Origin of the sequence: Vibrio toranzoniae (assembly GCF_024347655.1) — a bacterium.
Classification (GTDB): Bacteria; Pseudomonadota; Gammaproteobacteria; order Enterobacterales; family Vibrionaceae; genus Vibrio; species Vibrio toranzoniae.
This window is the reverse complement of record NZ_AP025514.1, coordinates 686,973-712,306: the sequence shown is the minus strand read 5'-3', so window position 1 is coordinate 712,306 and position 25,334 is coordinate 686,973. Positions and strand designations below refer to the sequence as shown.

Annotated in this window: 26 protein-coding genes; 5 read left to right on the top strand and 21 right to left on the bottom strand. The window is 44.7% G+C overall.

Annotated elements, in window-relative coordinates; translation table 11 throughout:
* Window positions 1-280: 280 nt before the first annotated feature.
* Together OCU50_RS03150 and pomA are read right to left on the bottom strand one after the other, a co-directional pair.
* Window positions 281-1,228 carry a flagellar motor protein MotB gene (locus tag OCU50_RS03150; RefSeq protein ID WP_060468365.1) on the bottom strand — a complete coding sequence of 316 codons (948 nt, stop codon included), beginning with the start codon at window positions 1,226-1,228 and terminating at the stop codon, window positions 281-283.
* A 12-nt stretch (window positions 1,229-1,240) separates the two neighbouring features.
* Window positions 1,241-2,005, bottom strand: coding sequence for a flagellar motor protein PomA (gene pomA, locus OCU50_RS03145; protein WP_017056260.1), 765 nt, complete (start codon window positions 2,003-2,005; stop codon window positions 1,241-1,243).
* 297 nt (window positions 2,006-2,302) lie between these two features.
* On the opposite strand from pomA, the gene xseB reads away from it, so the two are divergent.
* The 3 genes from xseB to dxs are packed head-to-tail and all read left to right on the top strand — an operon-like array spanning window position 2,303 to window position 5,358.
* Window positions 2,303-2,545 (top strand): exodeoxyribonuclease VII small subunit, encoded by a 243-nt coding sequence (gene xseB, locus OCU50_RS03140; protein WP_029626968.1) that lies wholly within the window; start codon window positions 2,303-2,305, stop codon window positions 2,543-2,545.
* Between the two features lie 20 nt (window positions 2,546-2,565).
* The gene (gene ispA / locus OCU50_RS03135) at window positions 2,566-3,453 is read left to right on the top strand and encodes a (2E,6E)-farnesyl diphosphate synthase (RefSeq protein ID WP_046223684.1); all 888 of its coding nucleotides are present in this window, start codon (window positions 2,566-2,568) and stop codon (window positions 3,451-3,453) included.
* Between the two features lie 21 nt (window positions 3,454-3,474).
* Window positions 3,475-5,358, top strand: a complete 1,884-nt coding sequence (gene dxs / locus OCU50_RS03130) for a 1-deoxy-D-xylulose-5-phosphate synthase (RefSeq protein ID WP_060468366.1) — start codon at window positions 3,475-3,477, stop codon at window positions 5,356-5,358.
* 124 nt (window positions 5,359-5,482) lie between these two features.
* Here dxs and OCU50_RS03125 read toward each other — a convergent pair whose 3' ends face one another.
* The 16 genes from OCU50_RS03125 to vcdP form a co-directional block, all read right to left on the bottom strand.
* Complete coding sequence (locus OCU50_RS03125; protein ID WP_060468367.1) at window positions 5,483-5,842, bottom strand: putative quinol monooxygenase; 360 nt, start codon at window positions 5,840-5,842, stop codon at window positions 5,483-5,485.
* Between the two features lie 35 nt (window positions 5,843-5,877).
* Window positions 5,878-6,387 (bottom strand): phosphatidylglycerophosphatase A, encoded by a 510-nt coding sequence (gene pgpA / locus OCU50_RS03120; RefSeq protein WP_060468368.1) that lies wholly within the window; start codon window positions 6,385-6,387, stop codon window positions 5,878-5,880.
* Window positions 6,387-7,361, bottom strand: coding sequence for a thiamine-phosphate kinase (thiL, locus tag OCU50_RS03115; RefSeq protein ID WP_060468369.1), 975 nt, complete (start codon window positions 7,359-7,361; stop codon window positions 6,387-6,389). The genes pgpA and thiL overlap by 1 nt, the downstream gene beginning before the upstream one ends.
* Before the next feature lie 88 nt (window positions 7,362-7,449).
* The gene (nusB, locus tag OCU50_RS03110; protein WP_017056253.1) at window positions 7,450-7,917 is read right to left on the bottom strand and encodes a transcription antitermination factor NusB; all 468 of its coding nucleotides are present in this window, start codon (window positions 7,915-7,917) and stop codon (window positions 7,450-7,452) included.
* Window positions 7,917-8,387: a 6,7-dimethyl-8-ribityllumazine synthase gene (gene ribH / locus OCU50_RS03105; RefSeq protein WP_004741508.1), complete on the bottom strand. Its 471-nt coding sequence runs from the start codon at window positions 8,385-8,387 to the stop codon at window positions 7,917-7,919. The genes nusB and ribH overlap by 1 nt, the downstream gene beginning before the upstream one ends.
* A gap of 279 nt (window positions 8,388-8,666) precedes the next feature.
* On the bottom strand, window positions 8,667-9,776 hold the full coding sequence (gene ribBA / locus OCU50_RS03100; protein ID WP_060468370.1) for a bifunctional 3,4-dihydroxy-2-butanone-4-phosphate synthase/GTP cyclohydrolase II: 1,110 nt from the start codon (window positions 9,774-9,776) through the stop codon (window positions 8,667-8,669).
* 108 nt (window positions 9,777-9,884) lie between these two features.
* A complete protein-coding gene (locus OCU50_RS03095) occupies window positions 9,885-10,541 on the bottom strand; it encodes a riboflavin synthase (protein ID WP_060468371.1) in 657 nt (218 codons plus the stop codon).
* A gap of 69 nt (window positions 10,542-10,610) precedes the next feature.
* On the bottom strand, window positions 10,611-11,690 hold the full coding sequence (ribD, locus tag OCU50_RS03090) for a bifunctional diaminohydroxyphosphoribosylaminopyrimidine deaminase/5-amino-6-(5-phosphoribosylamino)uracil reductase RibD (RefSeq protein WP_060468372.1): 1,080 nt from the start codon (window positions 11,688-11,690) through the stop codon (window positions 10,611-10,613).
* Window positions 11,691-11,730: 40 nt separating this feature from the next.
* The gene (gene nrdR / locus OCU50_RS03085; RefSeq protein ID WP_004734394.1) at window positions 11,731-12,180 is read right to left on the bottom strand and encodes a transcriptional regulator NrdR; all 450 of its coding nucleotides are present in this window, start codon (window positions 12,178-12,180) and stop codon (window positions 11,731-11,733) included.
* Window positions 12,181-12,334: 154 nt separating this feature from the next.
* Window positions 12,335-13,585 carry a glutamate-5-semialdehyde dehydrogenase gene (locus OCU50_RS03080; protein WP_060468373.1) on the bottom strand — a complete coding sequence of 417 codons (1,251 nt, stop codon included), beginning with the start codon at window positions 13,583-13,585 and terminating at the stop codon, window positions 12,335-12,337.
* A 153-nt stretch (window positions 13,586-13,738) separates the two neighbouring features.
* Window positions 13,739-14,878 carry a glutamate 5-kinase gene (gene proB, locus OCU50_RS03075; RefSeq protein ID WP_202603175.1) on the bottom strand — a complete coding sequence of 380 codons (1,140 nt, stop codon included), beginning with the start codon at window positions 14,876-14,878 and terminating at the stop codon, window positions 13,739-13,741.
* Between the two features lie 122 nt (window positions 14,879-15,000).
* Window positions 15,001-15,390 carry a sigma factor-binding protein Crl gene (gene crl, locus OCU50_RS03070; RefSeq protein ID WP_060468374.1) on the bottom strand — a complete coding sequence of 130 codons (390 nt, stop codon included), beginning with the start codon at window positions 15,388-15,390 and terminating at the stop codon, window positions 15,001-15,003.
* A 144-nt stretch (window positions 15,391-15,534) separates the two neighbouring features.
* A complete protein-coding gene (gene frsA, locus OCU50_RS03065) occupies window positions 15,535-16,788 on the bottom strand; it encodes an esterase FrsA (RefSeq protein WP_017056246.1) in 1,254 nt (417 codons plus the stop codon).
* 89 nt (window positions 16,789-16,877) lie between these two features.
* On the bottom strand, window positions 16,878-17,342 hold the full coding sequence (gpt, locus tag OCU50_RS03060; protein ID WP_060468375.1) for a xanthine phosphoribosyltransferase: 465 nt from the start codon (window positions 17,340-17,342) through the stop codon (window positions 16,878-16,880).
* Window positions 17,343-17,426: 84 nt separating this feature from the next.
* Window positions 17,427-18,716: an NCS2 family permease gene (locus tag OCU50_RS03055; RefSeq protein ID WP_060468376.1), complete on the bottom strand. Its 1,290-nt coding sequence runs from the start codon at window positions 18,714-18,716 to the stop codon at window positions 17,427-17,429.
* Window positions 18,717-19,231: 515 nt separating this feature from the next.
* Window positions 19,232-19,318, bottom strand: a complete 87-nt coding sequence (gene vcdP / locus OCU50_RS20795; protein WP_016767614.1) for a small protein VcdP — start codon at window positions 19,316-19,318, stop codon at window positions 19,232-19,234.
* A 456-nt stretch (window positions 19,319-19,774) separates the two neighbouring features.
* On the opposite strand from vcdP, the gene OCU50_RS03050 reads away from it, so the two are divergent.
* Complete coding sequence (locus OCU50_RS03050; RefSeq protein WP_060468377.1) at window positions 19,775-21,247, top strand: aminoacyl-histidine dipeptidase; 1,473 nt, start codon at window positions 19,775-19,777, stop codon at window positions 21,245-21,247.
* Between the two features lie 298 nt (window positions 21,248-21,545).
* On the opposite strand, the gene OCU50_RS03045 is transcribed toward OCU50_RS03050, so the two are convergent.
* On the bottom strand, window positions 21,546-22,085 hold the full coding sequence (locus OCU50_RS03045; protein ID WP_060468378.1) for a DUF3332 family protein: 540 nt from the start codon (window positions 22,083-22,085) through the stop codon (window positions 21,546-21,548).
* A gap of 270 nt (window positions 22,086-22,355) precedes the next feature.
* Here OCU50_RS03045 and OCU50_RS03040 point away from each other — a divergent pair, with 270 nt between their 5' ends.
* Complete coding sequence (locus OCU50_RS03040; protein ID WP_060468379.1) at window positions 22,356-23,402, top strand: succinylglutamate desuccinylase/aspartoacylase family protein; 1,047 nt, start codon at window positions 22,356-22,358, stop codon at window positions 23,400-23,402.
* Window positions 23,403-23,585: 183 nt separating this feature from the next.
* On the opposite strand, the gene OCU50_RS03035 is transcribed toward OCU50_RS03040, so the two are convergent.
* Together OCU50_RS03035 and OCU50_RS03030 are read right to left on the bottom strand one after the other, a co-directional pair.
* Window positions 23,586-23,903: a DUF3622 domain-containing protein gene (locus tag OCU50_RS03035; RefSeq protein WP_060468380.1), complete on the bottom strand. Its 318-nt coding sequence runs from the start codon at window positions 23,901-23,903 to the stop codon at window positions 23,586-23,588.
* 178 nt (window positions 23,904-24,081) lie between these two features.
* Window positions 24,082-25,266, bottom strand: coding sequence for an NnrS family protein (locus OCU50_RS03030; RefSeq protein WP_060468381.1), 1,185 nt, complete (start codon window positions 25,264-25,266; stop codon window positions 24,082-24,084).
* Window positions 25,267-25,334 lie beyond the last annotated feature (68 nt).

Sequence of the window (25,334 nt, the reverse complement as noted above, 5' to 3'; positions counted from 1 at the left end):
TTACACAGCACTTTAAGCAAGAGTAGATCATATCTAAATCTAAGGGCGCGAATTATACATGAGAAAGTGAAACAAGGAAAAGAGTGCTTGCTTGAGCACCAGTAATAAATACGCACCTTATTAAAAATAGCGTCTCTGTTTGCCATCAATAGTTTGATAGATGCACCAACCCGCAATCAGTCGATGACAAACCAATAACACAAAGAAACTAAATGAATAGAAAGAAAAAGCCCAACTTCATTATAAAGTTGGGCTTTCTGGTTCATTCAATCACTTGACACTACTCAGAAATAACTGGGACTTCTTCACTGTAAAGTGGTTCACCCTGCATGATACTGATCTCTACGCGGCGGTTTAGGCTGCGTTGCCATTCTGTATCATTGGGCTCTACGGGTTCAGTATCAGCCATACCACGCACTCTCAAACGTTGATGAGAGAAACCGCGAACTTTTTCCATCTCTTGAGCGACAGAGACTGCTCGTTGTGATGATAGGTCCCAATTAGAGCGATAAAGGTCGGAATCAAGCCGTTGATTATCAGTATGCCCTGAGATTCGAACGATACCCGGAACATCTTTCACTAACTCTGCAACTTGTCTGACTAAAGGTCTAAACTTCGGCTGCAAAAATGCAGAACCTGATGGGAATGCGCCTTTTTCACGAATACGAATAACGATCTGTTGGCCGAGATTTTCAACCTCAATCGCACCTTGATCGATTTCCCGTTCTAGCGCCTTCTTGATACTCTCCATCAAGGTTTCCATCTCTTGCGATTGAGCTTCAGCTTGCTGTTGCTGCTGGTCCGATTCCGAGTTTTGATTGTCGTGAGTCGAAACCTCTGGTGACTTCCCTCCCGTCATCTTGCCTTGGTCACGCATTGTACCGCCCGCTCGCTCAGATTCACCTTCATGAAACTCCAGCGTCTGCTGCGTAATATCAATGGTCTGCTGCATGATTACATCAATCGGTGTCGGCTCAGGGCGACCAGGACGAAACTCTTGGGCAATGATGCTGGTCCCTTTCGGGATATCTTTCACTTCCAAACGATTTTGTACACCAAACGCAAACTTCATCGATCCTGCAATTTGCTTGAACTTCAATACATCCATTTCTGAAAACGAAAGTAGCAGTACAAAGAAACACATTAGCAGTGACATCAAGTCAGCAAATGTCCCCATCCATTGAGGTAACCCCGGAGGAGGACATTTACATGGATTCTCTTCATCCATCTTCAATTCCTCTTACGCCGGTTCACCATCAATAGTACGTTTACCTTCATTTAGGTAGCTCTTCAGGTAACCGTCAATCACTCGTGGGTTCTGACCATCTTGAATCGCTAATACACCATCCATCACCAGACGGCGGTTCAGTGTTTCTTGGTCACGACGCAGCGCAAGTTTATCTGCAATTGGAAAGAACACCATATTCGATAGGATTGCACCATAAAGCGTGGTTAAAAGCGCAACCGCCATCGCAGGCCCGATGGCTTTTGGATCATCCATGTTCGAAAGCATGGCTACCAGACCAACCAGGGTTCCAATCATCCCCATTGCAGGCGCAACATCACCAAAGGCAGAGAATACTTTCGCGCCTTGCTCGTGACGCTCGGTGGTTAACGATATATCCTTTTGTAGTGCAGCACGAACCACATCACCATCATGGCCATCCACCAATAAGTCGATACCCTTTTGCATGAAACTGTTGCTGATTTCCATCTCTTCAAGTGCCAAGAAGCCACCTTTACGTGCAGCATCTGCCATCTCTACCACTTTAGCGATCAGATCTTCAGGCTCATCGGCTTTAAACATAAATGCTTTACCAGCAATTTTAGCCGCACCAAAGAACTGCCCCATGGTGAACTTCATTAGAACAACAAATGTTGAACCACCAATCACGATCAAAATGGATGTCGTGTCATAGAACATCCCGAGGCTACCACCTAGGATCATTGCCATGATTACAAAGGCAAATCCACCAATTAAACCTATTAGGGTTGCTAAATCCACTGAGCACTCCTCATGCTTTTTGTAGTTCTACGTCGACGATAATCTTCTTATCGGCCAGACTATAAGATCTTTTAGTCAATTCTTGGCCTAAGTATCACACTTTTCGTTTTTGAATCACAACTATTGGCTTACTTTACTCTTATCCATAGCGCATAAACTCGATAAAGCTAAGGTTATTCAACCAAAGTAAGTTCAAGCCTCTTAAAAACGAACTTTATAGCAAAATTTATTGGTTACATTTGACCATATCTGCGGCCTAGGGTAACGTTCGTTCATCTTTCCAAACGCAGATTTATTATGGCGACTAAGAAACCTGAAAATATGAGCTTTGAAGCGGCAATCGAAGAGCTTGATGGCTTGGTTGATCAACTAGAAAATGGTGATCTAGCTTTAGATGATGCGCTAAAAAAATTCGAACGAGGTATCTCCCTCGCTCGTGCTGGTCAAAGTAAACTAAACGATGCTGAACAGCGTGTCAGTATCCTACTGCAAAATGACGAAAATGCAGAACTTAGTGACTTTCACCCACTACCTGAATAACGAATTGTATGAGATCCCCTATGATCGAGACTTTATTATTGTCTTATCAAGCACGTAATAACGAGCAACTGAACCTTTGGCTTGATCGCTTGCCTCACCAAAATCAGAATCTTATCAACGCGATGCGTTATGGATTACTTTTAGGCGGCAAACGCGCACGTCCATTTCTTGTCTACATTACAGGGGAGATGCTCGGCTGCACCGCTGAAGAACTCGATACTCCAGCTTCTGCAATCGAATGTATTCATGCCTATTCTCTGATTCACGACGATCTTCCAGCAATGGACGATGACGACCTTCGTCGCGGCCATCAGACTTGCCATATCAAATACGATGAAGCGACAGCAATTTTAACTGGCGATGCGCTACAAACTCTTGCGTTTACTATACTTGCGGAAGGCACATTAAGTGCTGACGGGGAAAGCAATCGCGTTCGAATGATTCAACGCCTAGCTGAAGCCTCTGGAGCTCAAGGTATGTGCATTGGTCAAGCACTTGATATTGAAGCAGAAAACCGCGCAGTCACACTAGAAGAGCTGGAAGAAGTTCACCGTAATAAAACAGGTGCTCTGATGAAAAGTGCAATTCGTTTAGGTGCACTTTCTGCTGGTGAGAAAGCGTTTGAAGTACTGCCTCAATTAGACAAGTATGCCGACGCCATCGGGCTAGCCTTCCAAGTTCAAGACGATATCTTAGATATCACTAGCGATACCGAAACGTTGGGTAAGCCACAGGGTTCTGACCAAAATTTAAACAAAAGTACCTACCCTTCTTTGTTAGGTTTAGAGGGCGCTCAAGAAAAAGCGCACACTCTGCTACAGGAAGCGCTTCAAGCTTTGGCTGCAATCCCATACAATACCCAGTTACTCGAAGAGTTCGCCCGATACGTCATCGAGCGCAAGAACTAAGACAATAAGCGCGCATTACCTATGACTCTTGATATATCAAAGTACCCAACTCTTGCTTTGGCTGATAAGCCAGAGGATTTGCGTCTTCTTCCAAAAGAGACGCTAACACAGCTTTGTGATGAATTACGCACCTATCTTCTTAACTCAGTGAGCCAGTCAAGTGGTCACTTAGCGTCAGGCTTAGGTACGGTAGAGCTAACAGTGGCTCTGCACTACGTGTACAACACACCTTTTGACCAATTAGTTTGGGATGTTGGCCACCAAGCATACCCGCACAAAATCCTTACTGGCCGTCGTAACCGTCTGTCGACTATTCGTCAAAAAGATGGACTGCACCCATTCCCATGGCGTCAAGAGAGTGAATACGACACGCTTTCTGTTGGCCACTCTTCAACGTCGATCAGTGCAGCTCTCGGCATGGCAATCAGTGCTAAGAAAGAAGGCAAGAATCGTAAAGTCGTGAGTGTGATTGGTGATGGCGCAATTACCGCAGGTATGGCATTCGAAGCGATGAACCACGCGGGCGATATTCACAATGACATGCTGGTTATCCTTAACGATAACGAGATGTCGATCTCTGAAAACGTAGGGGCTCTAAACAACCACCTAGCTCAAGTTCTTTCTGGCAGTCTTTACACGTCTATTCGTGAGGGCGGCAAGAAAGTGCTATCTGGCGTTCCGCCGATTAAAGAGCTCGTTCGTCGTACAGAAGAACACCTAAAAGGCATGGTTGTTCCTGGCACCATGTTTGAAGAATTAGGCTTTAACTACATTGGTCCAGTTGACGGTCACGATGTGAATGAGTTGATTAAAACGCTGAAGAACATGAGAGACCTTAAAGGCCCTCAGTTCCTGCATATCATGACCAAGAAGGGCAAAGGCTACGAACCAGCAGAGAAAGACCCAATTGGCTACCACGGTGTGCCTAAATTCGATCCTGCACACTCAAGTCTGCCTAAGAGCACCAGCTCTAAACCAACTTTCTCGAAGGTTTTTGGCGACTTCCTGTGTGATATGGCCGCGCAGGATCCGAAGCTAATGGCGATCACGCCAGCGATGCGTGAAGGTTCTGGCATGGTGCGTTTTTCGAAAGAGTACCCAGAGCAATACTTCGATGTTGCGATTGCTGAGCAGCACGCAGTGACGCTAGCAACCGGTATGGCGATTGCTGGCGATAAGCCAATTGTGGCTATCTACTCGACGTTCCTACAACGTGGCTACGATCAGCTGATCCACGATGTGGCTATCATGGATTTACCGGTGATGTTTGCGATTGACCGTGCAGGTCTTGTTGGCGCCGATGGTCAAACACACCAAGGTGCGTTCGACTTAAGCTTTATGCGCTGCATTCCAAACATGGTGATCATGGCGCCAAGCGACGAAAACGAGTGTCGCCAAATGCTATACACAGGCCACCAACACACAGGTCCAAGTGCCGTTCGTTACCCTCGAGGTAATGGTATGGGTACTGAGATTCAAAGTGAATTTACTGCGCTTGAGATTGGTAAAGGTCGTATCGTTCGCGAAAGTGCAAAAGCAAAAGATGGTTCGAAAGTCGCTATCCTAAGCTTCGGTACTTTCCTTGAGAGTGCACTTCAAGCCGCTGACGCTATTGATGCGACGGTTACAGATATGCGTTTTGTGAAGCCGCTAGACGAAGCTCTGATCAAACAACTTGCCGCTGACCACGATGTACTTGTAACAATCGAAGAAAACGCAATCGCAGGTGGTGCGGGCACAGGGGTGGTTGAATTCTTGATGCAAGAGAAGCTGCTAATGCCTGTATTGAATCTTGGCCTACCAGACAAGTTTATTGCTCAAGGTACACAAGGTGAACTGCACGAAGAGCTTGGCTTAGACGCGAAAGGCATTGAGAAGTCTATCTCTGATTACCTTGCTAAATAGCTTTCACAGGCAAATGACATAAGCTATAAAACAAAAAGGTTGCTCTTAAGAACAACCTTTTTTGTATCTGCTAACTCATTAACTATTCGCTGTTTAGCTGTTAGTTATTCGCAATTAAACCTGCTTAGTAACATGGCTTAAGCACTGGTGCGTCGTAGTTCTCTGGCTCATCAGAGTAGATAGCCACATTGAATTTCTCAACCAAGCCAGCCTTTTCAACACACTGCTCTTGGAAGAACTGTTGGATTTCGCGACGTTGGCAGTGCGCTTCAAACGCTTCGTTATCCGCCCAAATTTCGTTGAACGCGATAGGAAAGCTATCCCCTTCTGCAAATGGGCTCTGAATATGACGAGTCACTGTGTATTGAATACAACCATCTTCACGCAGAGTATTCGGTTCTAGCGATTTTAATACGTCAAACAGCGCGTTCAATTTACCTTCTTTTGGCTGAAACTGAGCAACACAATAAACTTTCTTAGACATTGTTATTCCTTGTTCTTATTCGGTATTTTCTATTTTTAATTAGCTAACCAACCAGCGAAATGTGCAACTGCATACAGCGAGATAGCGGCCATAAGACCCGCCACAATATCATCAATCATAATGCCCCAACCGCCGTGGATTCGCTGATCTAGCCAACCAATTGGCCATGGTTTTACCATATCGTAAAAGCGAAATAACACAAAGCCAGTGAATAACCACTTCCAATCATCAGTAGGGATATTCAACATCGGCACTAGGCTCATGGTAATCCAAAAACCCGCAAACTCATCCCATACGATAGAACCGTGATCGTGCACGCCCATATCATCAGACGTCACTTGGCAGATCTTGATACCAATAATGCAACTCATAACAACAGCTACTATATAAGCAGGGAAAGGTAATTGAACCAACAATAGGTACAATGGAATAGACGCGAGCGTACCCATCGTTCCAGGAATAATAGGCGATAAGCCACTGCCAAAACCCGTTGCTAACAGGTGCCAAGGGTTTTTAAGAGAAATAAGAGATAGTGGGTTTGTCATCAATTAACCTTAAAGTGATCGTAACCAGTTAAGTCCCAGCTTAGCGGTTCACCATTATTGTGTAATTCAAAATATTCTACAGGTCTTATTTGCCCAATGCAGGTGACTTTTGTGCCAGTGTGCGATAAAGCACTTTCCAATGAACCTTTATTTTCTTCAGGCACAGTAAAGCACAGTTCGTACTCTTCACCACTGGTAAGGGCGTATTGCTGGGCAGATTCAATATCAGGGGCGAATTGACGTAATTCAGAAGATATTGGTAGCGAACTAACATCAATGCTAGCGCCAACCTGAGAACGCTTAAGGATATGTTTTATGTCGGCGATAATACCGTCTGATATGTCAATGGCAGACGAGGCAAGATTCACTAATGCCTGACCTGCCAAAACGCGTGGAGTGCTCAGGTAGTGTCTCTCTTCAAGCTCTAACGCATAAGGCTTCGCTTTGTTCTTTTCGGGGTTAAGTAACACGTCTAACCCAGCTTTGCTATCGCCTAAATTACCCGTGACGTAAATCCAGTCTCCGATTTTCGCGCCATCTCTGCGTAGCGCTCGTCCTTCGGGCACAAAACCTTGCACCGTCAGTGTCAGGCTTAGTGGCCCTTTCGTTGTGTCACCACCAATTAACTGAATACCAAAGTAGTCTGCGAGTTTAAAAAACGAATCACAAAATGGAGCAAGCCACTCTTCATCGACCTCAGGCATGGTTAAAGCAAGTGAAACCCAAGACGGAGTCGCCCCCATAGCAGCAAGATCGCTAATATTCGAAGCCAAAGCCTTGTGTGCGACCCAAGCAGGGTTCGCTTCCGCTAAGAAGTGCGTGCCTGCAACTAAAGTGTCAGTACTGATCGCAATCTCAACATTACTTGGGGCTTTTACCAAGGCACAATCATCGCCCGCAGCCAGGTGTACATCTTTACGTTGTGGTTGTCGATTTACAAAATATTTTTCAATAAGGTTAAATTCGCCAGACATCACATGCCCTATCTTTAGATTTCACAATAATTTAGTAACAAAAAAGGCCAGCATAAAAGCTGACCTTTATATTCAATAAACGAACGTATTATTTCTTACGAACGTGCGGCGCAGCTTTATCAAGCACACCGTTAATAAACTTATGACTGTCTTCTGCTGCAAATACTTTTGCAAGTTCGATAGCTTCGTTGATAACCACTTTGTATGGTACATCTTCACGACGAGTCATCTCGTACATAGCTAAACGTAGAAGCGCGAGTTCCATCAAATCCAGATCTTGCATAGGGCGAGATACGAATGGACGAAGCTTGCTATCAAGTTCCATGTGGCTAAGAGCAACACCAGTTAGTAGGTCGCGGAAGTATGCAACGTCTGTTTCAGGCATAGCTAGAGCAGGCTCTGTAGCATGATGCTCTTCTTCATCATACTTACCACCAGATAAGAACTGTTCTTCAACGGTAGCAATATTTTCTTTAGTAATTTGCCAAGAATAAATTGCTTGTAGAGCAAATTGACGTGCATTACGACGTGCGGCTGGTTTCACACTGGCCCCCATTAGGAATCGATTTCAGAAAGAACGTTGATCATCTCAAGTGCGCTAAGTGCTGCTTCTGCACCTTTATTACCAGCCTTGGTCCCTGCGCGTTCAATAGCTTGATCGATCGTATCAACGGTAAGAACACCAAACGCAACTGGAAGAGAGTATTCCAGAGACACTTGTGCCAAACCTTTATTACATTCACTACAAACATAGTCAAAGTGAGGTGTACCACCACGGATAACTGTACCAAGAGATACAATCGCATCGAACTTACCTGTTTTTGCAACGCGCTGCGCTACCAGTGGAAGTTCAACTGCACCAGGGCAACGAACAACAGTGATGTTGTCTTCGCTTACTTGTCCGTGACGCTTTAAAGTATCGATTGCACCAGAAAGTAAACTTTCGTTAATAAAACTGTTGAAACGAGCAATAACGATAGCAATTTTTGCATTTGGCGCTGGGAAGCCACCCTCGATCACTTTCATAAGCCTTCCTTTAACTATTTTCATAAAGTGAGAATCGCCGGATTCTAGCACAAAACTGTGAGCAATATCTAATGCTAATTTAGAAGAACGGACACCGGAGATGCAAAGATGATAAAGCAGCGCGACTCCGAACCATCTAGGAACCACAAGTAGCCCACCGCCACATTTAACACACTTAAAAATGAGCTCAGCAACTATGCTCTTTGGGCTTAATTTATTACCAAAAGAGCAAGCAGAGTCATCATTAATTTATGTTGCTACAAACTGATATGTGAGTGACTACTCACAAACGTATTCAACCACATTAAGACCGAAACCACCCAGTGCGTGGTAACGCTTAGTGCTTGAAGACAATAGGCGCATATCATGAACGCCTAAGTCTTGTAGAATCTGAGAACCTACCCCAACACGGCGCGACGTCCCCTGCTTCTTCGCCATCGTTGGCTGCTCGTTCTTATCTTGTGCTTCGAATGTCTTCACTTTGTAAATCAAAGAATCAGACGACTCTTCATTACCAAGAATAACCAACACCCCGCCTTCGTCGCCAATACGCTTCATCGCTTTATCTAGCGACCAGCTGCGCTCGGTACCACGATCGGAATGAAGCAGGTCGGTAAACGTATCATGCAGGTGAACACGCACCAAAGGAGCGCCCACAGACAGGTCACCTTTTTGCATCGCGTAGTGGATTTGGTTATCAATCGTATCGCGGTAAGTCACAAGCTCAAAATCACCAAACTCCGTTGGTAGGTTACATTGTGCGACACGCTCAATCGTTGTTTCAGTGTTGTTACGGTATTCGATCAAGTCTGCAATAGTGCCTAGCTTTATGTCATGCTTTTCAGCAAACACTTCAAGATCAGGGCGACGAGCCATAGTACCGTCGTCGTTTAGGATCTCAACGATAACCGAAGCTGGTTCACAGCCCGCTAGACGAGCTAAATCACACCCCGCTTCGGTGTGGCCAGCGCGCGTTAAAACGCCGCCTTCTTGCGCCGTCAGAGGGAAGATATGACCAGGTTGAACCAAGTCAGCCGCTTTCGCATCTTTGGCTACGGCAGCTTGAACGGTAACAGCGCGATCTGATGCAGAAATCCCCGTCGTTACGCCCTCTGCCGCTTCAATCGAAACCGTAAAGTTGGTGGTATATTGTGCATTGTTGTCTTGAACCATAGGCGCTAGCCCCATGCGATTTGAACGCTCTTTTGTCAGCGTTAAACAAATTAAGCCACGGCCATACATCGCCATGAAGTTAATCGCTTCTGGCGTGACATGTTCTGCTGCCATGATCAGATCGCCTTCATTTTCGCGATCTTCATCATCCATCAGGATAACCATTTTTCCTAGGCGAATGTCTTCAATAATTTCTTGAGGAGTACTAATTGGCATTGTTCTATATCCTTTGAAATGGTTCTGCTTCCTAGAACCGACACTATTTAAACCTGATGATATTGCTCTGATTTACAAAGCGGGGTTTAGCGCGCTTTGTACAAACTTTTAAGCAAAACCATTCTGCTGTAAGAATTCCATCGTCAATCGAGATTCAGGCTCAGACTCTTGCTGTTGGCCTTGTAGTAGACGCTCCATGTAGCGCGCTAATACATCGACTTCTAGATTCACTTTACGACCAACATTGAATTGATCAATGGTGGTTTCTGAAGAGGTGTGAGGAACGATAGTCAACTTAAAGGCATTCTTGCGTAAATCATTCACAGTCAGGCTAATACCATCAACCGTGACTGAACCTTTTTGAGCTACGTACTTTGCTATTTCAGCTGGCATTTCTACCCAAAACTCAATCGCACGCCCTACTTGGTTACGCTCAACAATCTCGCCTACACCATCAACGTGACCCGATACGATGTGGCCACCGAAACGCGTCGTCGGTAACATTGCTTTCTCTAGGTTGACCTTGTCGCCAGCTTGGTAATCCACAAAACCCGTTTTTTTCAGGGTTTCAAGTGAAAGGTCTGCACTGTAGCTATGGTCATTGAACTCAACAACCGTCAAACACACACCATTGGTAGCGATACTATCGCCTAACTGAACGTCAGCCATATCAAGCTTTCCCACGTTAACCGTTACGGTGATGTCTTCTCCGCGGGGAGTGATTGCACTCAATGTACCGACGGCTTCTACAATTCCTGTAAACATTTAAAAACTCTTTTTGTTGTCAACGACATGTATGTTGTGAGCGGATTTATTTCCACTATAGTTTCGTTACTATCGGTTTCGTAATACGGGTTTCGCTACGATGCGAATATCCGCACCAACTTGTCGAACATCTTTAATTTCTAGGTCAATCACATCAGACATTGAGGTGAGCCCTAATGCGCCCATCAAACCTCGCCCGTCGCTGCCCATAAGTTTAGGTGCTAAATAGAGGATTAGCTCATCCACCAGCTGCGCTTCAATCAAGCTTTTTGCCAACGTGGCGCCCGCTTCAACCCAAATATGGTCGATATGATTCGCAGGTAATTGACGCATCAAATCGTGTAAGTCCAGCTGACCAACATCCGTTGTTCCAACGGTAATATCAGCAGAGGCTTCAGCGACTCTCAATACCGATGTTGGCGCCTGGTATAACTTGAGCTCAGGGCGCAGTTGATTTTGGCGATCAAGAATCACGCGAATCGGCTGACGCAGCTCGTCTTCAGCGTAATGAGTTTGAGCGCTGCTTGGTAATTCAGCCCAACGAACATTCAACGACGCGTTGTCTTCAATCACCGTTTGGCTGGTTGATAGCACCGCGCCTGATTTTGCTCGGTAGTTCTGAACGTCACGACGCGATTCTGGCGATGTTATCCACTGGCTCTGACCATTTGCTAGTGCCGTTTGCCCATCAAGGCTGGCCGCCATTTTTAACTGAACGAATGGCATGCCCGTTTGCATACGCTTGATAAATGCAGGGTTCAAGTCGATAGCATCTTGCTCTAACAAACCGATTTCAACCTCAATACCTGCGTCGCGTAACATGTTGATACCACGCCCTGCGACTTTAGGGTTTGGGTCCTGCATGGCGCAAATCACTTTCGAAACTTGAGCCTTAATCAAACCTTCAGCACAAGGCGGCGTTCGACCGTAATGAGAACAAGGTTCTAGCGTAACGTAAGCTGTTGCGCCTTTTGCCTTGTCACCCGCCATTCGCATGGCATGCACTTCGGCATGAGGCTCGCCCGCTTTGGCATGAAAACCTTCACCGACGATCTGGCCGTCGGTTTGCACAATGACACAACCCACATTCGGGTTTGGTGCAGTGGTGTAAATGCCGCGCTTCGCTAATTGAATAGCGCGCGACATCATTTGAAAATCTAGGGGAGTAAAAATCGGCATGATTGAAGGGTTAGTCCTCTAATTTAGCGATTTCTTCGCCAAACTCTCGGATGTCTTCAAAACTGCGATAAACAGAGGCAAAACGGATGTACGCTACTTTATCCAGTTCTTTCAATTGGCCCATCACAAGGTTACCAATCATCTCGCTTGGTACTTCACGCTCACCAGTCGCACGGAGTTGTGATTTAATCGTACTGATCGCAAGTTCAATGGCATCAGCACTCACTGGGCGCTTTTCTAGGGCACGCTGAACACCACCTACCATTTTATCTTCATTAAATGGTTCGCGGTTTCCATTCGACTTAATGACTTTTGGCATCACAAGTTCTGCCGATTCGAACGTCGTAAAACGTTCACTACACGCAAGGCATTGACGGCGACGACGAACCTGATGGCCATCGGCTACCAGTCTTGAATCGATTACTTTAGTGTCGTTCTCTGAACAAAAAGGACAATGCATATCACCTCCAAATAATTGAATATTAGTGTAACGGAATTGCCAAACGTTAGGAAAGAAAAAGGGCCTTAATTGGCCCTTTTGTGTGGTATTCATTAATTATTGCTATTCGATAGCAATTTCTAAAATCAACAGAGGAGAAAAACTAACGCGAACGTTAACCACGAACCAAATAGTTCGCTTTGCCGACCCATTTGTAGCTTGTCAGTTCTTCTAAACCCATTGGGCCACGAGCATGCAATTTCTGAGTAGAGACTGCAACTTCTGCACCCAAACCAAACTGTGCGCCATCAGTGAATCGTGTTGATGCATTCACATAGACTGCAGCAGAACCGACTGAGTTAATAAAGCGCTCTGAGCTCTCTAGACTGTTAGTCATGATCGCATCTGAGTGGCTCGCGTTGTGTACGCGCATGTGGTCAATCGCTTCTGCAACGTCCGCAACCACTTTCACGCCTAGCGTGTAGCTTAGCCATTCTGTGTCAAAGTCGCCTTCAACCGCATCACGTTGGTCTTCAAAACCCGCTATCAGAGATTTTGCGCTAGTGTCAGCAACCAAGGTAACCTTGCCCGCTAAACGCTGTGCTAGCTTAGCTAGGAAGGCTTCAGCAACCGCTTCGTGTATTAATAATGTATCTAGTGAATTACACGCAGATGGGCGTTGAACTTTAGAGTTTTCAACCACATCAACAGATTTCTCAAGGTCAGCGCTCTCATCAACAAAAATATGACTGATACCGAAACCACCGATGATCACTGGAATGGTACTATTCTCTTTACACATCTTGTGCAGGCTAGCACCACCACGAGGAATGATCATATCCACGTAATCATCTAATTTAAGCAACTGAGAGACAAGTTCACGATCGGGTTTCTCGATGTATTGTACCGATGCAGCAGGAAGTTCAGCTTTCTCTAATGCAGACTGAATAACTTTGACCAGCTCCATGTTTGAGAAGAATGTCTCTTTACCACCACGTAGGATGCTTGCGTTACCGGTTTTCAGGCACAGTGCCGCAATATCGATGGTTACGTTCGGACGCGCTTCATAGATAACACCAACCACACCAAGTGGCACGCGACGACGAGACAGTGACATACCGTTTTCCAGTACTTTGCTGTCAATCTCACTACCTACCGGATCATTCAGGCTAATCACATTACGAACATCGTTAGCAATGCCTGTTAAGCGCTCTTCGTTAAGAAGTAGACGATCAAGCAGTGCATCGGTCAGACCCGCTTCGCGACCAAGTTCGATATCTTTCGCATTCGCTTCTAAAATCGTTGCTGCGTTTGCTTCTAACTCATCAGCGATAATCGCCAATGCCTTGTTCTTCTGCGCCGTTGATGCAGTCGCTAGGTGGAAAGCAGACTCTTTTGCTGCAATCCCCATGTTAGTTAAATCCACGTTTAACTCTCCCTAAATTCTGTCTGTCTTTGGATGTAAAAAGGCGATTCGCACTACCTACTAAAACTAAATGCTAAAGCTAGAGACTAAATGCTAAAAACTAAAGCTATATGCTAGAGCTAGCTCCGCAGTTCATCGCCTTATCATCACGAGCTACTCTTGAATCACAACCAGGTCATCACGGTGAATGACCTCTGAACCATAGTCGTAACCAAGAATGTCACCAATATCTTTACTGTGCTTACCCGCTATTTTCGCTAGGTCTTGGCTCGAATAACTGGCGATACCACGCGCAATGACTTTACTTTTTCTATCTGTGACTTGAGTGACTTCACCACGAGAGAATTCGCCTTTAACTCGAACGACCCCTTTAGCCAACAAGCTACTGCCTTTAGTATGTACAGCATTGACTGCGCCATCATCTACCACGATGTGACCGACAGAAGCTGGGCCAGCTAAAATCCAACGTTTACGGTTCTCAAGTGCTTCTGCTAAAGGCAAGAAACGGGTGCCTTGTGGGCTGTCACTCAATGAGTCGAACACCACATTTTCAGCACTACCCGCCGCGATAATCACTTCAATCCCCGCACGACGAGCAATATCAGCCGCCTGCAGTTTGGTTGCCATGCCGCCAGTACCCAACGTAGTACCACTGCCGCCTGCGATCTTACGTAGTGTGTCATCAATCGTTTTTACTTCTTTGATGAGCTCTGCATTTGGATCTTTACGAGGGTCTGCCGTAAACAGACCTTTTTGATCGGTTAACAAAAGGAGCTTATCTGCGCCACATAAAATACCAACCAATGCTGATAAGTTATCGTTATCACCCACTTTAATTTCGCTGGTCGCTACTGCGTCATTTTCATTAACCACGGGGATAATATCGTGGTCGACTAATGCATTAATCGTGTCTCGTGCATTTAGAAAACGCTCGCGATCATTAAGATCAGCGCGAGTCAGCAGCATCTGGCCAATCTTAAGGCCATAAATAGCGAACAAAGACTCCCAAGCTTGAATCAACTGGCTTTGCCCAACGGCCGCCAGCAGCTGCTTGCTTGCCATTGAGTTGGGAAGTGCGGGGTAACCAAGGTGCTCACGCCCTGCAGCCATTGCGCCAGACGAAACCATAACCACTGAGTGGCCTTGTTTTTTTAATTCAGCACATTGACGAACCAGCTCAACCATGTGAGCACGATCTAATGCCAATGTTCCACCAGTTAAGACACTGGTACCCAGTTTAACAACGACAGTTTTACGCTGTGTTGTTGTCCCGCTTTGATGATTTATTGTCATGAAGTCTTTTATGGATAAAAACAAATAAGAGGTGATGTTTTAGCAATCAACAGGGGAATTCACAAGTAGAAAAGGTGCGAAATCGCACCTTTTTGCTTTATAGAGAAGACTAACCTTTAAAATCAGATGAATTCGACAGACTCTTCGTCGAATTGAACGCTGATTTCAAATTTAGTTTGAAGTTCATCAACCAACTTTTTATGAAAGGCTTCTTGAGTTCGAGATACTTCGGTGACCGCTTTCTTAGGCAGTGGCAAAGAATCCCAATTACCATCAGTGTTGTATTTACCGATGTTGTATTTCGCCGAATATCCCTCTTCCGACTTATCTAGCTCCAACCACCAGCCCCAGAACTCACGTTCTTCTGGTGATTTTTTATCGTTCACACACACAGACAAACAATCAAAAATATAGTGCCCCTCTTTTGATTGCGGCTCTCTTAGGTAAGGGCCAATAGCCTTTAAAACATTAAGCAAACGATAGTGAGTAGGTTGTTGTGTCACTTCTGACATATTGAATCTCCATCTTCAATGTTAAGAATGACGTTACTCAGGTTTAAAGCAAACGGCTAAATAGCCTTTGATTTTATAAATAATCACTGAGTATCAGGTACTTAATCTGTACACTTTTCATGCTTAACTAATTTCGGAGAAATGTCACCTAAATAATTCATCCTCAAGCCACTTTATCGCCAATTCGAGGGATTGCTCATAACCTTGTGTAATTGATTTAGTTTTGATTTTCTTCGCTTTACCGTAATCACTGTAAATAGCAACCAGTTGATTATCCGTATGTGGCGACACCGGGTCGCCCTCCAAAGCCAATGCCAAAATAGGGACACTCGTCTTACTGTTAGATAACAAACCTTGAACTTTGAGCGACCACGCCATCAATTGTCCAGAAAGGCTATTGATATCCACCGCACCTTTACCAAGGCGAGAAGCCAACACATCCAAATGCATTTTAGGCATCTGCTTTAACTTATCGGCATGAACGAAGATATCGTGGATTGGAGCACCTAAAGAGATACAAGCTTTAAGCTTGCGCTGTTCGATAAAAGATAACCTCACCATTGCATTGCCACCAAAACGGAAACCAAATAACCCGACCTTATGATGATCCACCCACGGAATGTTAGGCAGTTCATTCAACACGGCTTGATGCAGACAAGAAGAGTCTTCGGTTAGTGGCCAGTGTGAACTGTGCCCTATCGATGGCATATCTACGGTTAGCATCGCAATGTTCTTCGGTGCTAAGTAATCTCTAAACAAGCGCCACATATCAGTTTGCAAGCTATCCAAGCCAGCACTCACAATCACAACGGGTTGTGGCTTGTCCGTTTTGGTTAAATGCAAATTCGCTTTGATTTTCTTGTTTTGGTATGGCACCTCAATCTGTTTGACGATCAGCTTGGTATGCTTAATCGCTTCAGAATAAGCGGCGTTCGCCAATACTTGAGCCTGGACTGCAAGGCTGTCGTTCTTAAGATGTGGGTAGCCCGCAATGCTGAAGCACAAAGATGCAGAGAACAATTCTTCTGCCATCTCTTCACCACTCTTTTCGTTCGAACTATTTTGGTGCTGCATGCCTAGCTTAGTCCACTCGTAAGCCCAGTTACCGCTGCGGTAACCCATCACAGTGTCTAACCACTCATCAGTAGTTCGGGAGTTCTTTGATGACGCAATTCGAGCCAATACAGCTTCTTGCTCTATTGGATTCACCCCTTGCCATACCCACTGCAGACGTCTTAAGTTTCGGTACCATGATGAATTGTGCTGCTTACGCTTCTCGCCGAGCAACGCTTCGGAGCTGGGCATGTAACACGTTAGCATTGAGGTCTCTTTGGCCTGCTTATGCTTAACAAACAAGGTTTCCGAAAGGTTTGAGCTCGTTTCTTTTGATTCAGACATTGGAATACTTAATAAGAAATGGTTGTCACTCATCATATAAAAAAAAATGACCCTATGATGGGTCATTTCTCAAAAAATTTAGCTTGCGCTTATTTTGACTTGCGATTTACTGGCTCAACGTAGCTTAGGCTCGTATCCCAAGGTTGCTCAATCCATGTGTCTTGAGGGATATCAACAATGTATTCATCGAGTAAATGCGCACCAGATGGTTTTGCACATACTGCGATTAATTTCGCTTTAGGGTACATTTCGCTAAGCTTGCGTGCAGTGTCACCACTATCAACAAGATCTTCAACGATTAAGAAACCTTCACCGTCACCTTCAGGCGCTTTAACGACTGTCATATCACGTTGGTGATCGTGGTCGTAGCTCGAGATACAAATCGTATCTACGTGACGAATACCCAATTCACGAGCCAAGATTGCGCCAGGAACCAAACCACCACGGCTGACCGCCCAGATACCTTTCCACTGCTCTGCTGGCATTTGCTTTTCAGCTAGTTGACGGCAGTAAGTCTGCATGTTGTCCCAAGTGATAACGAATTTGTTGCTCATAGTATAAAACCTAATAATTTTGTCATGTTATTAGAGGCTATGCTAAATATAGCCTCTTCAGCGGTTAAGCAGAAATCTAGACGATTAAGCGAAAATGTATTTAAGAATAAAGATAGCCGACATTACCCACACAGCAGGTGAAACGTCGCGACCTTTACCACTTAGCAGCTTAATGACAGCGTAAGCGATGAAACCAAGTGAAATACCCTCAGCGATAGAGTACGTCAGCGGCATTAGCAGACATGTTACCACGACAGGTGCAGCTTCCGTAAGATCACGCCAATCAATGCCCACGAGGCCAGACATCATCAAAATAGCTACATAGAACAATGCGCCTGATGTTGCGTAAGCCGGAATCATACCTGCAAGTGGCGAGAAGAAAAGAGCCAGTAGGAATAAGATACCAACTACAACCGCAGTTAGACCTGTACGACCGCCTTCAGCTACGCCTGCAACACTTTCAACATAAGAAGTCGTGTTTGATGTACCTAGCAATGCACCAATAGACGTTGCTGTTGAGTCAGCAAGCAGTGCTTTGTTTAAACGAGGAAGTTTACCGTCTTCCTTGATTAAGTTTGCTTTCGTTGCAACCCCCACCAAAGTACCCGCAGTATCGAACAAATCGACGAACAAGAATGCGAATACGACTGAAATCATACCTATTTCAAATACCGCAGAGAAATCAAGCTGCATGAACGTTGGTGCTAGGCTTGGTGGTGTAGACATGATGCCACCGTATTGAACATCACCAATGACAATACCAAGAGCCGTGATAGCTAGAATAGCGATCATTACTGCGCCTTTCACACCACGATGAACAAGAGCAATCGTAAGGAAAAAGCCAAGTGCGCCTAGGGTTGGGGCAATCGCGGTAATATCACCAAGTGAAACCTTGGTTGCTGGGTTAGAAACAACGATGCCAGCATTGCTAAGAGCAATAAACGCAAGGAAAAGACCAATACCCGCAGAGATACCTACACGCAGAGACATAGGGATAGAGTTGATAATCCATTCACGGATCTTAAAGATACTTAAGAAAATGAAGATTACGCCCGATACGAAAACCGCTGCCAAAGCAACTTGCCACGTATAACCCATACCCATTACAACAGCGTAAGTAAAGAATGCATTCAGCCCCATACCTGGTGCTTGAGCAATTGGGTAGTTAGCAACAAAGCCCATGATAAAACAGCCAATAGCAGCCGCTAAACAGGTTGCTACAAATACAGCGCCATGGTCCATCCCTGCGTCAGCTAGAATCATTGGGTTTACAAAAATAATGTAAGCCATTGTTAGGAAGGTTGTTAGACCTGCGATGATTTCAGTGCGCACATTGGTGCCATTTTCACTGAGTTTGAATAGCTTTTCGAACATTATCGAATCCTATAAGAGTAAACGGTTGCGTAATCGATTGGCCGTGGATTATAAAGTTATCAAATAACAAATTCCAGATAGAATTAAGGCTCTAATCGATATTTATCAGAATACTTTATGAAACAAAGCGATTAAAAAGGAAGATGACTAGGGAAAATAATCATAATAAACAGTTAATTAATACTATTATTCATGATGGAAGTTCTTGGTTACTTTTTCGACCATCAATTATTTTGATAGAGAATCTAGCCATTAAACTCTGAATTCAAACCCACAAGAGTTATGTATTTTTCAACAAGATCAGTAATCAGGCGCAAATTGATATTTCGGCATTTAAAAAACAACCATGCAGAACAGCAGGGGAAAATGACAAGCTAAAGCGGTTTGGAAAAGTAGCAGGCAAAAAAAACGCCACTCAAAACTGAGTGGCGGTAGAATCTGTCAACCAAAAGGGTTGTAAAAGAATTCCAATATATAGGGGTGAACAAAACTGTTCGAGTTACATGCTTACGGTATTAGTAACCAAAGCTTGTAGGGTATGCAAAGTTGCTAGTGTAAACAGAGCTGTTAAGCCAGAACATTGCAGATGGTAAACCTTTCATAACTATCACCTTAATAAATCAATAAAAAACGAATTTGATTTCTCGGTTCCTTGGAGGCGATAAAACGGACTCATCCTTTGAGCATTTACTCTTCACCTTAGAAGTTGGTTATTAATATACCCTAAAGAAAAAATATTACAACTTTTTATTGCGCCACGTCACACTTTTAACTAAATAAGATCACCACTCAAACTCATAAATGTAATTAAATTACAAAAAAGACTCAGACAAACGTTTATTTGGGTTATTTATAAGCATCAAAGTGCTTAGTTATGATCGGATGGACAAAGTCGCTTTCAAAATTTGAGGTGTTTGAGGTTTAGAAGCGCTACTCGTCAAAACACTCAAGTGGTATGCTGTTACCATCAAAACAGACCCATATTTTAGATTTTTGTTCTAGGTTTTTACCCATAAGAATCCTAAATATATGGTTACCAAATAAAAAAGGAGTCATCCGTGTCTGAATTCCATTCTGAGATCAGTAAATTATCCCCTGCCCCTATTTGGCAGTTCTTCGATAAGATTTGCTCAATCCCACATCCTTCTAAGCATGAGGAAGAGCTAGCTCAATACATTATTGCTTGGGCAACAGAGCAAGGTTTAAATGTGCGTCGCGACCCAACGGGTAACGTCTTCATTACTAAACCTGCAACGCCAGGCATGGAAAACAAAAAAGGTGTGGTGCTGCAAGCGCACATCGATATGGTTCCACAAAAGAACGAAGACACGGTTCACGACTTCGCTAAAGATCCTATCCAGCCATACATTGATGGTGAGTGGGTTACAGCAAAAGGCACAACACTTGGCGCTGATAACGGCATGGGCATGGCTTCTTGCCTAGCGGTTCTTTCTTCAAACGAAATCAAGCACGGCCCTATCGAAGTTCTACTCACTGTAGATGAAGAAGCAGGAATGACAGGTGCTTTCGGTCTTGAAGCGGGTTGGTTAGAAGGCGATATCCTTCTTAATACCGATTCAGAGCAAGAAGGTGAAGTATACATGGGTTGTGCTGGCGGTATCGACGGTACAATGACTTTCGACATCACTCGAGATGCTATTCCTGCAGATTTCGTAACGCGCAAGCTAACACTTAAAGGCCTTAAAGGCGGTCACTCGGGTTGTGACATCCATACTGGTCGTGCAAACGCAAACAAACTACTTGCCCGTTTCTTAGCAAGTCACGCAAAAAAGCTAGACCTTCGCATCGTAGAGTTCAAAGGTGGTAGCCTTCGTAACGCAATTCCTCGTGAAGGTTTCGTAACGGTTGCAGTTCCTGCTGCAAACCAAGAGGAACTGGCTTCGCTATACAACTACTACACCGAGCTTCTATCAACTGAACTAGGTAAAATCGAAGACAGCATCGTAACATTCAACGAAGAAGTCGCCGTTGAAATGGGTACTCTTGCACAAGCAGAACAGACGCGCTTTATCGCTGCACTTAACGCTGCACCAAACGGCGTGATTCGTATGAGTGACGAGATTGAAGGTGTTGTGGAAACATCTCTAAACGTAGGTGTGATCACGACAGAAGAGAATTCAATCACAGTGCTTTGCCTGATCCGTTCCCTTATCGACTCAGGTCGTAGCCAAGTAGAAAGCATGCTTCACTCTATTGCTGACCTAGCAGGTGCTAACATCGCGTTCTCTGGTGCTTACCCAGGTTGGAAGCCAGATGCAGATTCAGAAATCATGCACATCTTCCGCGACATGTACGAAGGCATCTACGGTCACAAGCCAAATATCATGGTTATCCATGCTGGTCTTGAGTGTGGTCTATTCAAAGAACCTTACCCGAACATGGATATGGTTTCTTTCGGCCCAACGATCAAATTCCCTCACTCTCCAGACGAGAAAGTGAAGATTGATACCGTTGATCTATTCTGGAACCAAATGGTTGCACTGCTTGAAGCAATCCCAGAAAAAGCATAATCGATAAGCTATGTTTGTTGAGTAAATCGTGCTTTTCATTAAGCACCTTTTATTTGAGACAAAATAAAACAGGTACTCAATGAGTACCTGTTTTTGTATCTAATATTTGTTAATCGACTATTTGTGACTAAAGAAGTAATACCAATCCCAGTAAGTGTTCAGAAATAGCGCAGGAAAAAGGCTTGAGAACAAGGCGTAATTTTCTGATAAGTAGTTATTCTACAATCAAAAATCACAACGCAGTTATCGAGATTTTTAACAAGCTAGGGTGACCAGTTATTTACTACGATTAGTATAACTAAGCGCGTGTAGCCGCGTAGCTTTCTAGCTCATCCATTGAAGTTTGTGCCACAACTTCGCCATCAATAAAGTACGTCGCCATCTCGCCATCACGAACACCGATTAACGTCGCACGCTCACCAGACTGGTAAGTAATGTCCATTTGGATCGTGTTTTCATCAATCTGCTGCATTTGACCTTTCTCAATCACATCTACACTCGTAATAGGGCCTATTGGCGCTTCCGTTAGAGACGGGTCAAGTTGGTTATTGATGTCTAGGTAAGTGTCAGTCTTTGTATCAAAGATGTGCGGAGAACCCGTTAGTGGGTTGCTACCCGTCCAGAACTCTAGTGAATTGAATACCAGGTAATCGGCAGCAATCGTTAGGCCGTAAGCTGGTGCAAGTAGCATGTTCAAACCACCACGTGCGTAACGGTTATCGACAGCCTTAACATTAAACTTCATTAAGTAACCCGTTACTGCGTTACTACCAACACAACCAGATAAAGCGACAGAAACCGCCGCCAGTGCAACGACTTTTGAAATTGTTTTTTTCATTTTTATCTCGATATTTGAATTTGGCCGTAAAAAATGGCGATGAATATTACCAAGCTAGCTAACGATCAACATCAGAGTTAAATCAATGTATTGTTAGGAAATTCACAATTTGAAACGCCCTATAATTAGCGCAGTAAAAAATTGAAACCAATTCATAAGCCCCTTCATAAAAATCTTTTGTCGTGACCGTAAAGTGATTGATTCGTACTAAAAATCAACGATTGATACATTCCGTGTTAACGAATTATCACCATGTTGAGAACAACCTAAATGGCAAGACTAAAACCTAATCAACCATTCGAATTACTTGGTTATACTGTTCAGCCAGGGCAACGAATGGAAATTGAACTGCAAGCAGCTCAGCTTTATACACACTCTCCACTTTCGATCCCGATTGAAATCATTCACGGTCGCCAAGCGGGTCCAACACTGATGGTAAACGCAGCGATCCACGGCGATGAATTAAATGGTGTCGAGATTGCCCGACAGTTAACCAATGCTATCGATCCGAAGAAGTTGAAAGGTACCTTAATTGTTGTGCCGATCGTTAACGTGTTCGGCTTCATCCATAAGTCTCGTTACCTACCAGACCGTCGTGACCTAAACCGTTGTTTCCCAGGTAGTGAGAAAGGATCGCTAACATCACGTATCGCTCACACTTTCTTCGAGAACGTGGCGAAGCACTGTGATTACATCTTGGATCTACACACGGGGGCGATTCACCGTACGAACCTGCCACAGATTCGTGCAAACCTGTCGAACCCCGAAACACTGCGCATTGCCAAAGCGTTTGCAACACCAGTGATCATTGATTCCCCCCTACGTGACGGCTCACTGCGTAGCGAAGCCGAAAAGCTGGGGATTCCTGTATTGACTTACGAAGGTGGTGAAGCTCTGCGTTTTGATCCCTTAGCGATCCGTGCCGGTTACCTTGGCGCTCACCAAGTTATGAAAGAAATCGGTATGTTGCGCCCGAACCGTAAGAAGTTGCCAGAGCCAGTATTGAGTAAATCGACCAGTTGGATCCGCGCTGAATCAGACGGCATCTTGCGTAATATGGTAGGGCTTGGTGAACAAGTTGAAGCCGGGCAAACTCTGGCTTACATTAGTTCTCCATTGGGTCACCAAGAAGGTCAAGTGATCACGACCAAAGGCGGTATCGTGATTGGTCAGCAAACTCTGCCTTTAGTGAACGAAGGTGATGCTGTGTTCCACATCGCTTACTTCAAGCAAGACGATGAAGAAGTGGGACAATCTGTAGAGAGCTACATTGAAGAAGTAGCAGAAGACGATTGGCTAACTGCGCTCAACAACTGATCGGGTTGTTGTATTCGCAATTAAAATCTAGCAGCGACCAGTCAAAAACAATCGCCCTAGACAAAATTGAAAACGGACTCCACACACGAAAAAGCCCCAATATAGTCACCTATATTGGGGCTTTTGTTTATATAGGTCCCTTATCTTAAAATTAAGGGATCTATAAATTAATCGTGCACCGAATTACTCAGCGTCTTCTTGCTCTTCTGCACGAGCTTTAGCGCGTGCTTCACGTGCTTGCTCAGCTTTAAGCTCTTTAGTGTGACGCAGTTCGTCACGCTCTTTACGCTGTTCTGATTTACGCTCGTTACGTTCAGCTTGGTTTGCGATGAAAGAGGTTAGCTCTTTCTCTGCCCACTCTTGTGCAAGAGCTTCAGTTTCGAAACCAGACTCACGCTTAGATACTGTTGTGCTGCGAGACGTTACTTGACGAGTAATCTCTGCACACCAACCGTTGCGTTTTTCTGTAATGCGGATATCAAATTTTTTGTTCTTAGACATGTTCTATTTTTTCCTAAGGGAGATCATTAAGGGATCGGTCAACTTTGATAACTCCATCTAAGTGAGCATCTTTTAACACCATCCCTTGGTAAGCGCGATATTAGAGCACAAATCAATGAATATTGCTGCAAATATTTGCAGCGGATCACACTCCAATGCTGTATAGACTGAAATTAACTTAGCCCGGATGACCATCCACTCGCGGTGTTAGTAGCATCATGCCAAATTTCCAAATAAACAGACCGAAAGCCAACGTCCATAAGCCTGCACTGAGGTTAACCATCTCAAACAGATAAGCCGGGAAGAAAGTCACGCCTAAGCCACGTACGAGCGCTGCTACAAAAATAGCCGAGAACGCCAAAGCCATGCTTGGCCCTTTATAGATAGCACGACCGGTGTGCCCCATGGTCACGCGCGTAATCATCGCAAGAATCAAACCGCTCAAGCCACCAATAGCAAACAGGTGCAGCATGTTATGACTGGCAAATGGGTTGTCTAATAAACCTCTGAGCAGCAAGCTTAAAGGGATACACAAGTAAGCCGCATGCAGTGACCACACTAAAGGCTCAGATAATGTTGTCCAAGGCTTCCAACGAATAAAGCGGACTAACTGAGTTACGCCAGCAAAAACCATCAGCTCATTGCCTACTTGAGCAAAGGTTAATGGGAAGAAGCTCAGAACAAACAGCCCTACCAAAGGCAAGTTTGCCAACCATTCCAACCAAACCAATGGCTGCGCTTTCTCAAAGTCGAAGCGACGAGCGGTGAAGAATGGAATCACTCGTCCGCCCATTACAGATAATAGCAAAGTAAACCACCACAACATCGCTTGCCATACTGCAGACGACGGGAATGGAGGCATGCCCTTAATGGTCGCGTAGCTCGCAAAGTTAGCCACGATAGCCAGTATAAAGAGCGGAATAAAGAACAGGTTCTTCCATCCTTTCGATTTTACAACTCGAAAGCCAATCTCGTAAGCGGCGAAGATTAAGAACAGCGCCTCAACCGATGAGATCAGCCATAACGGCGCTGGTGTCCAAAACAGAATACGAGGCGCCAACCACAATCCGACTAGCACAGCTAATCGATAATGCTTGGTACCATTGACCCCCGTCCAAGTTTGCACGGCAGTAAGTACAAAGCCGACAACAATCGCCATCGAAAAACCAAACAGCATCTCATGCACGTGCCACCACAGTGCCGGTACTTTTAGCATTTCTGGCTGACCGTTTTGGAACATGATGACCCAAGCCACAATCGCAATCACGGCATAGAGGCTGCCTAAAAAGAAGAATGGTCGAAAGCCTAAACGCAGGTAGACTGGAATCGCGTCTTCTACACTTTTATCTGTGATATTTAACAAACTCGCTCCTAATTCTCAGATAGTGGCTAAGGTATTACCTAAACCCAATTTGGTTTGCATCAAATTCG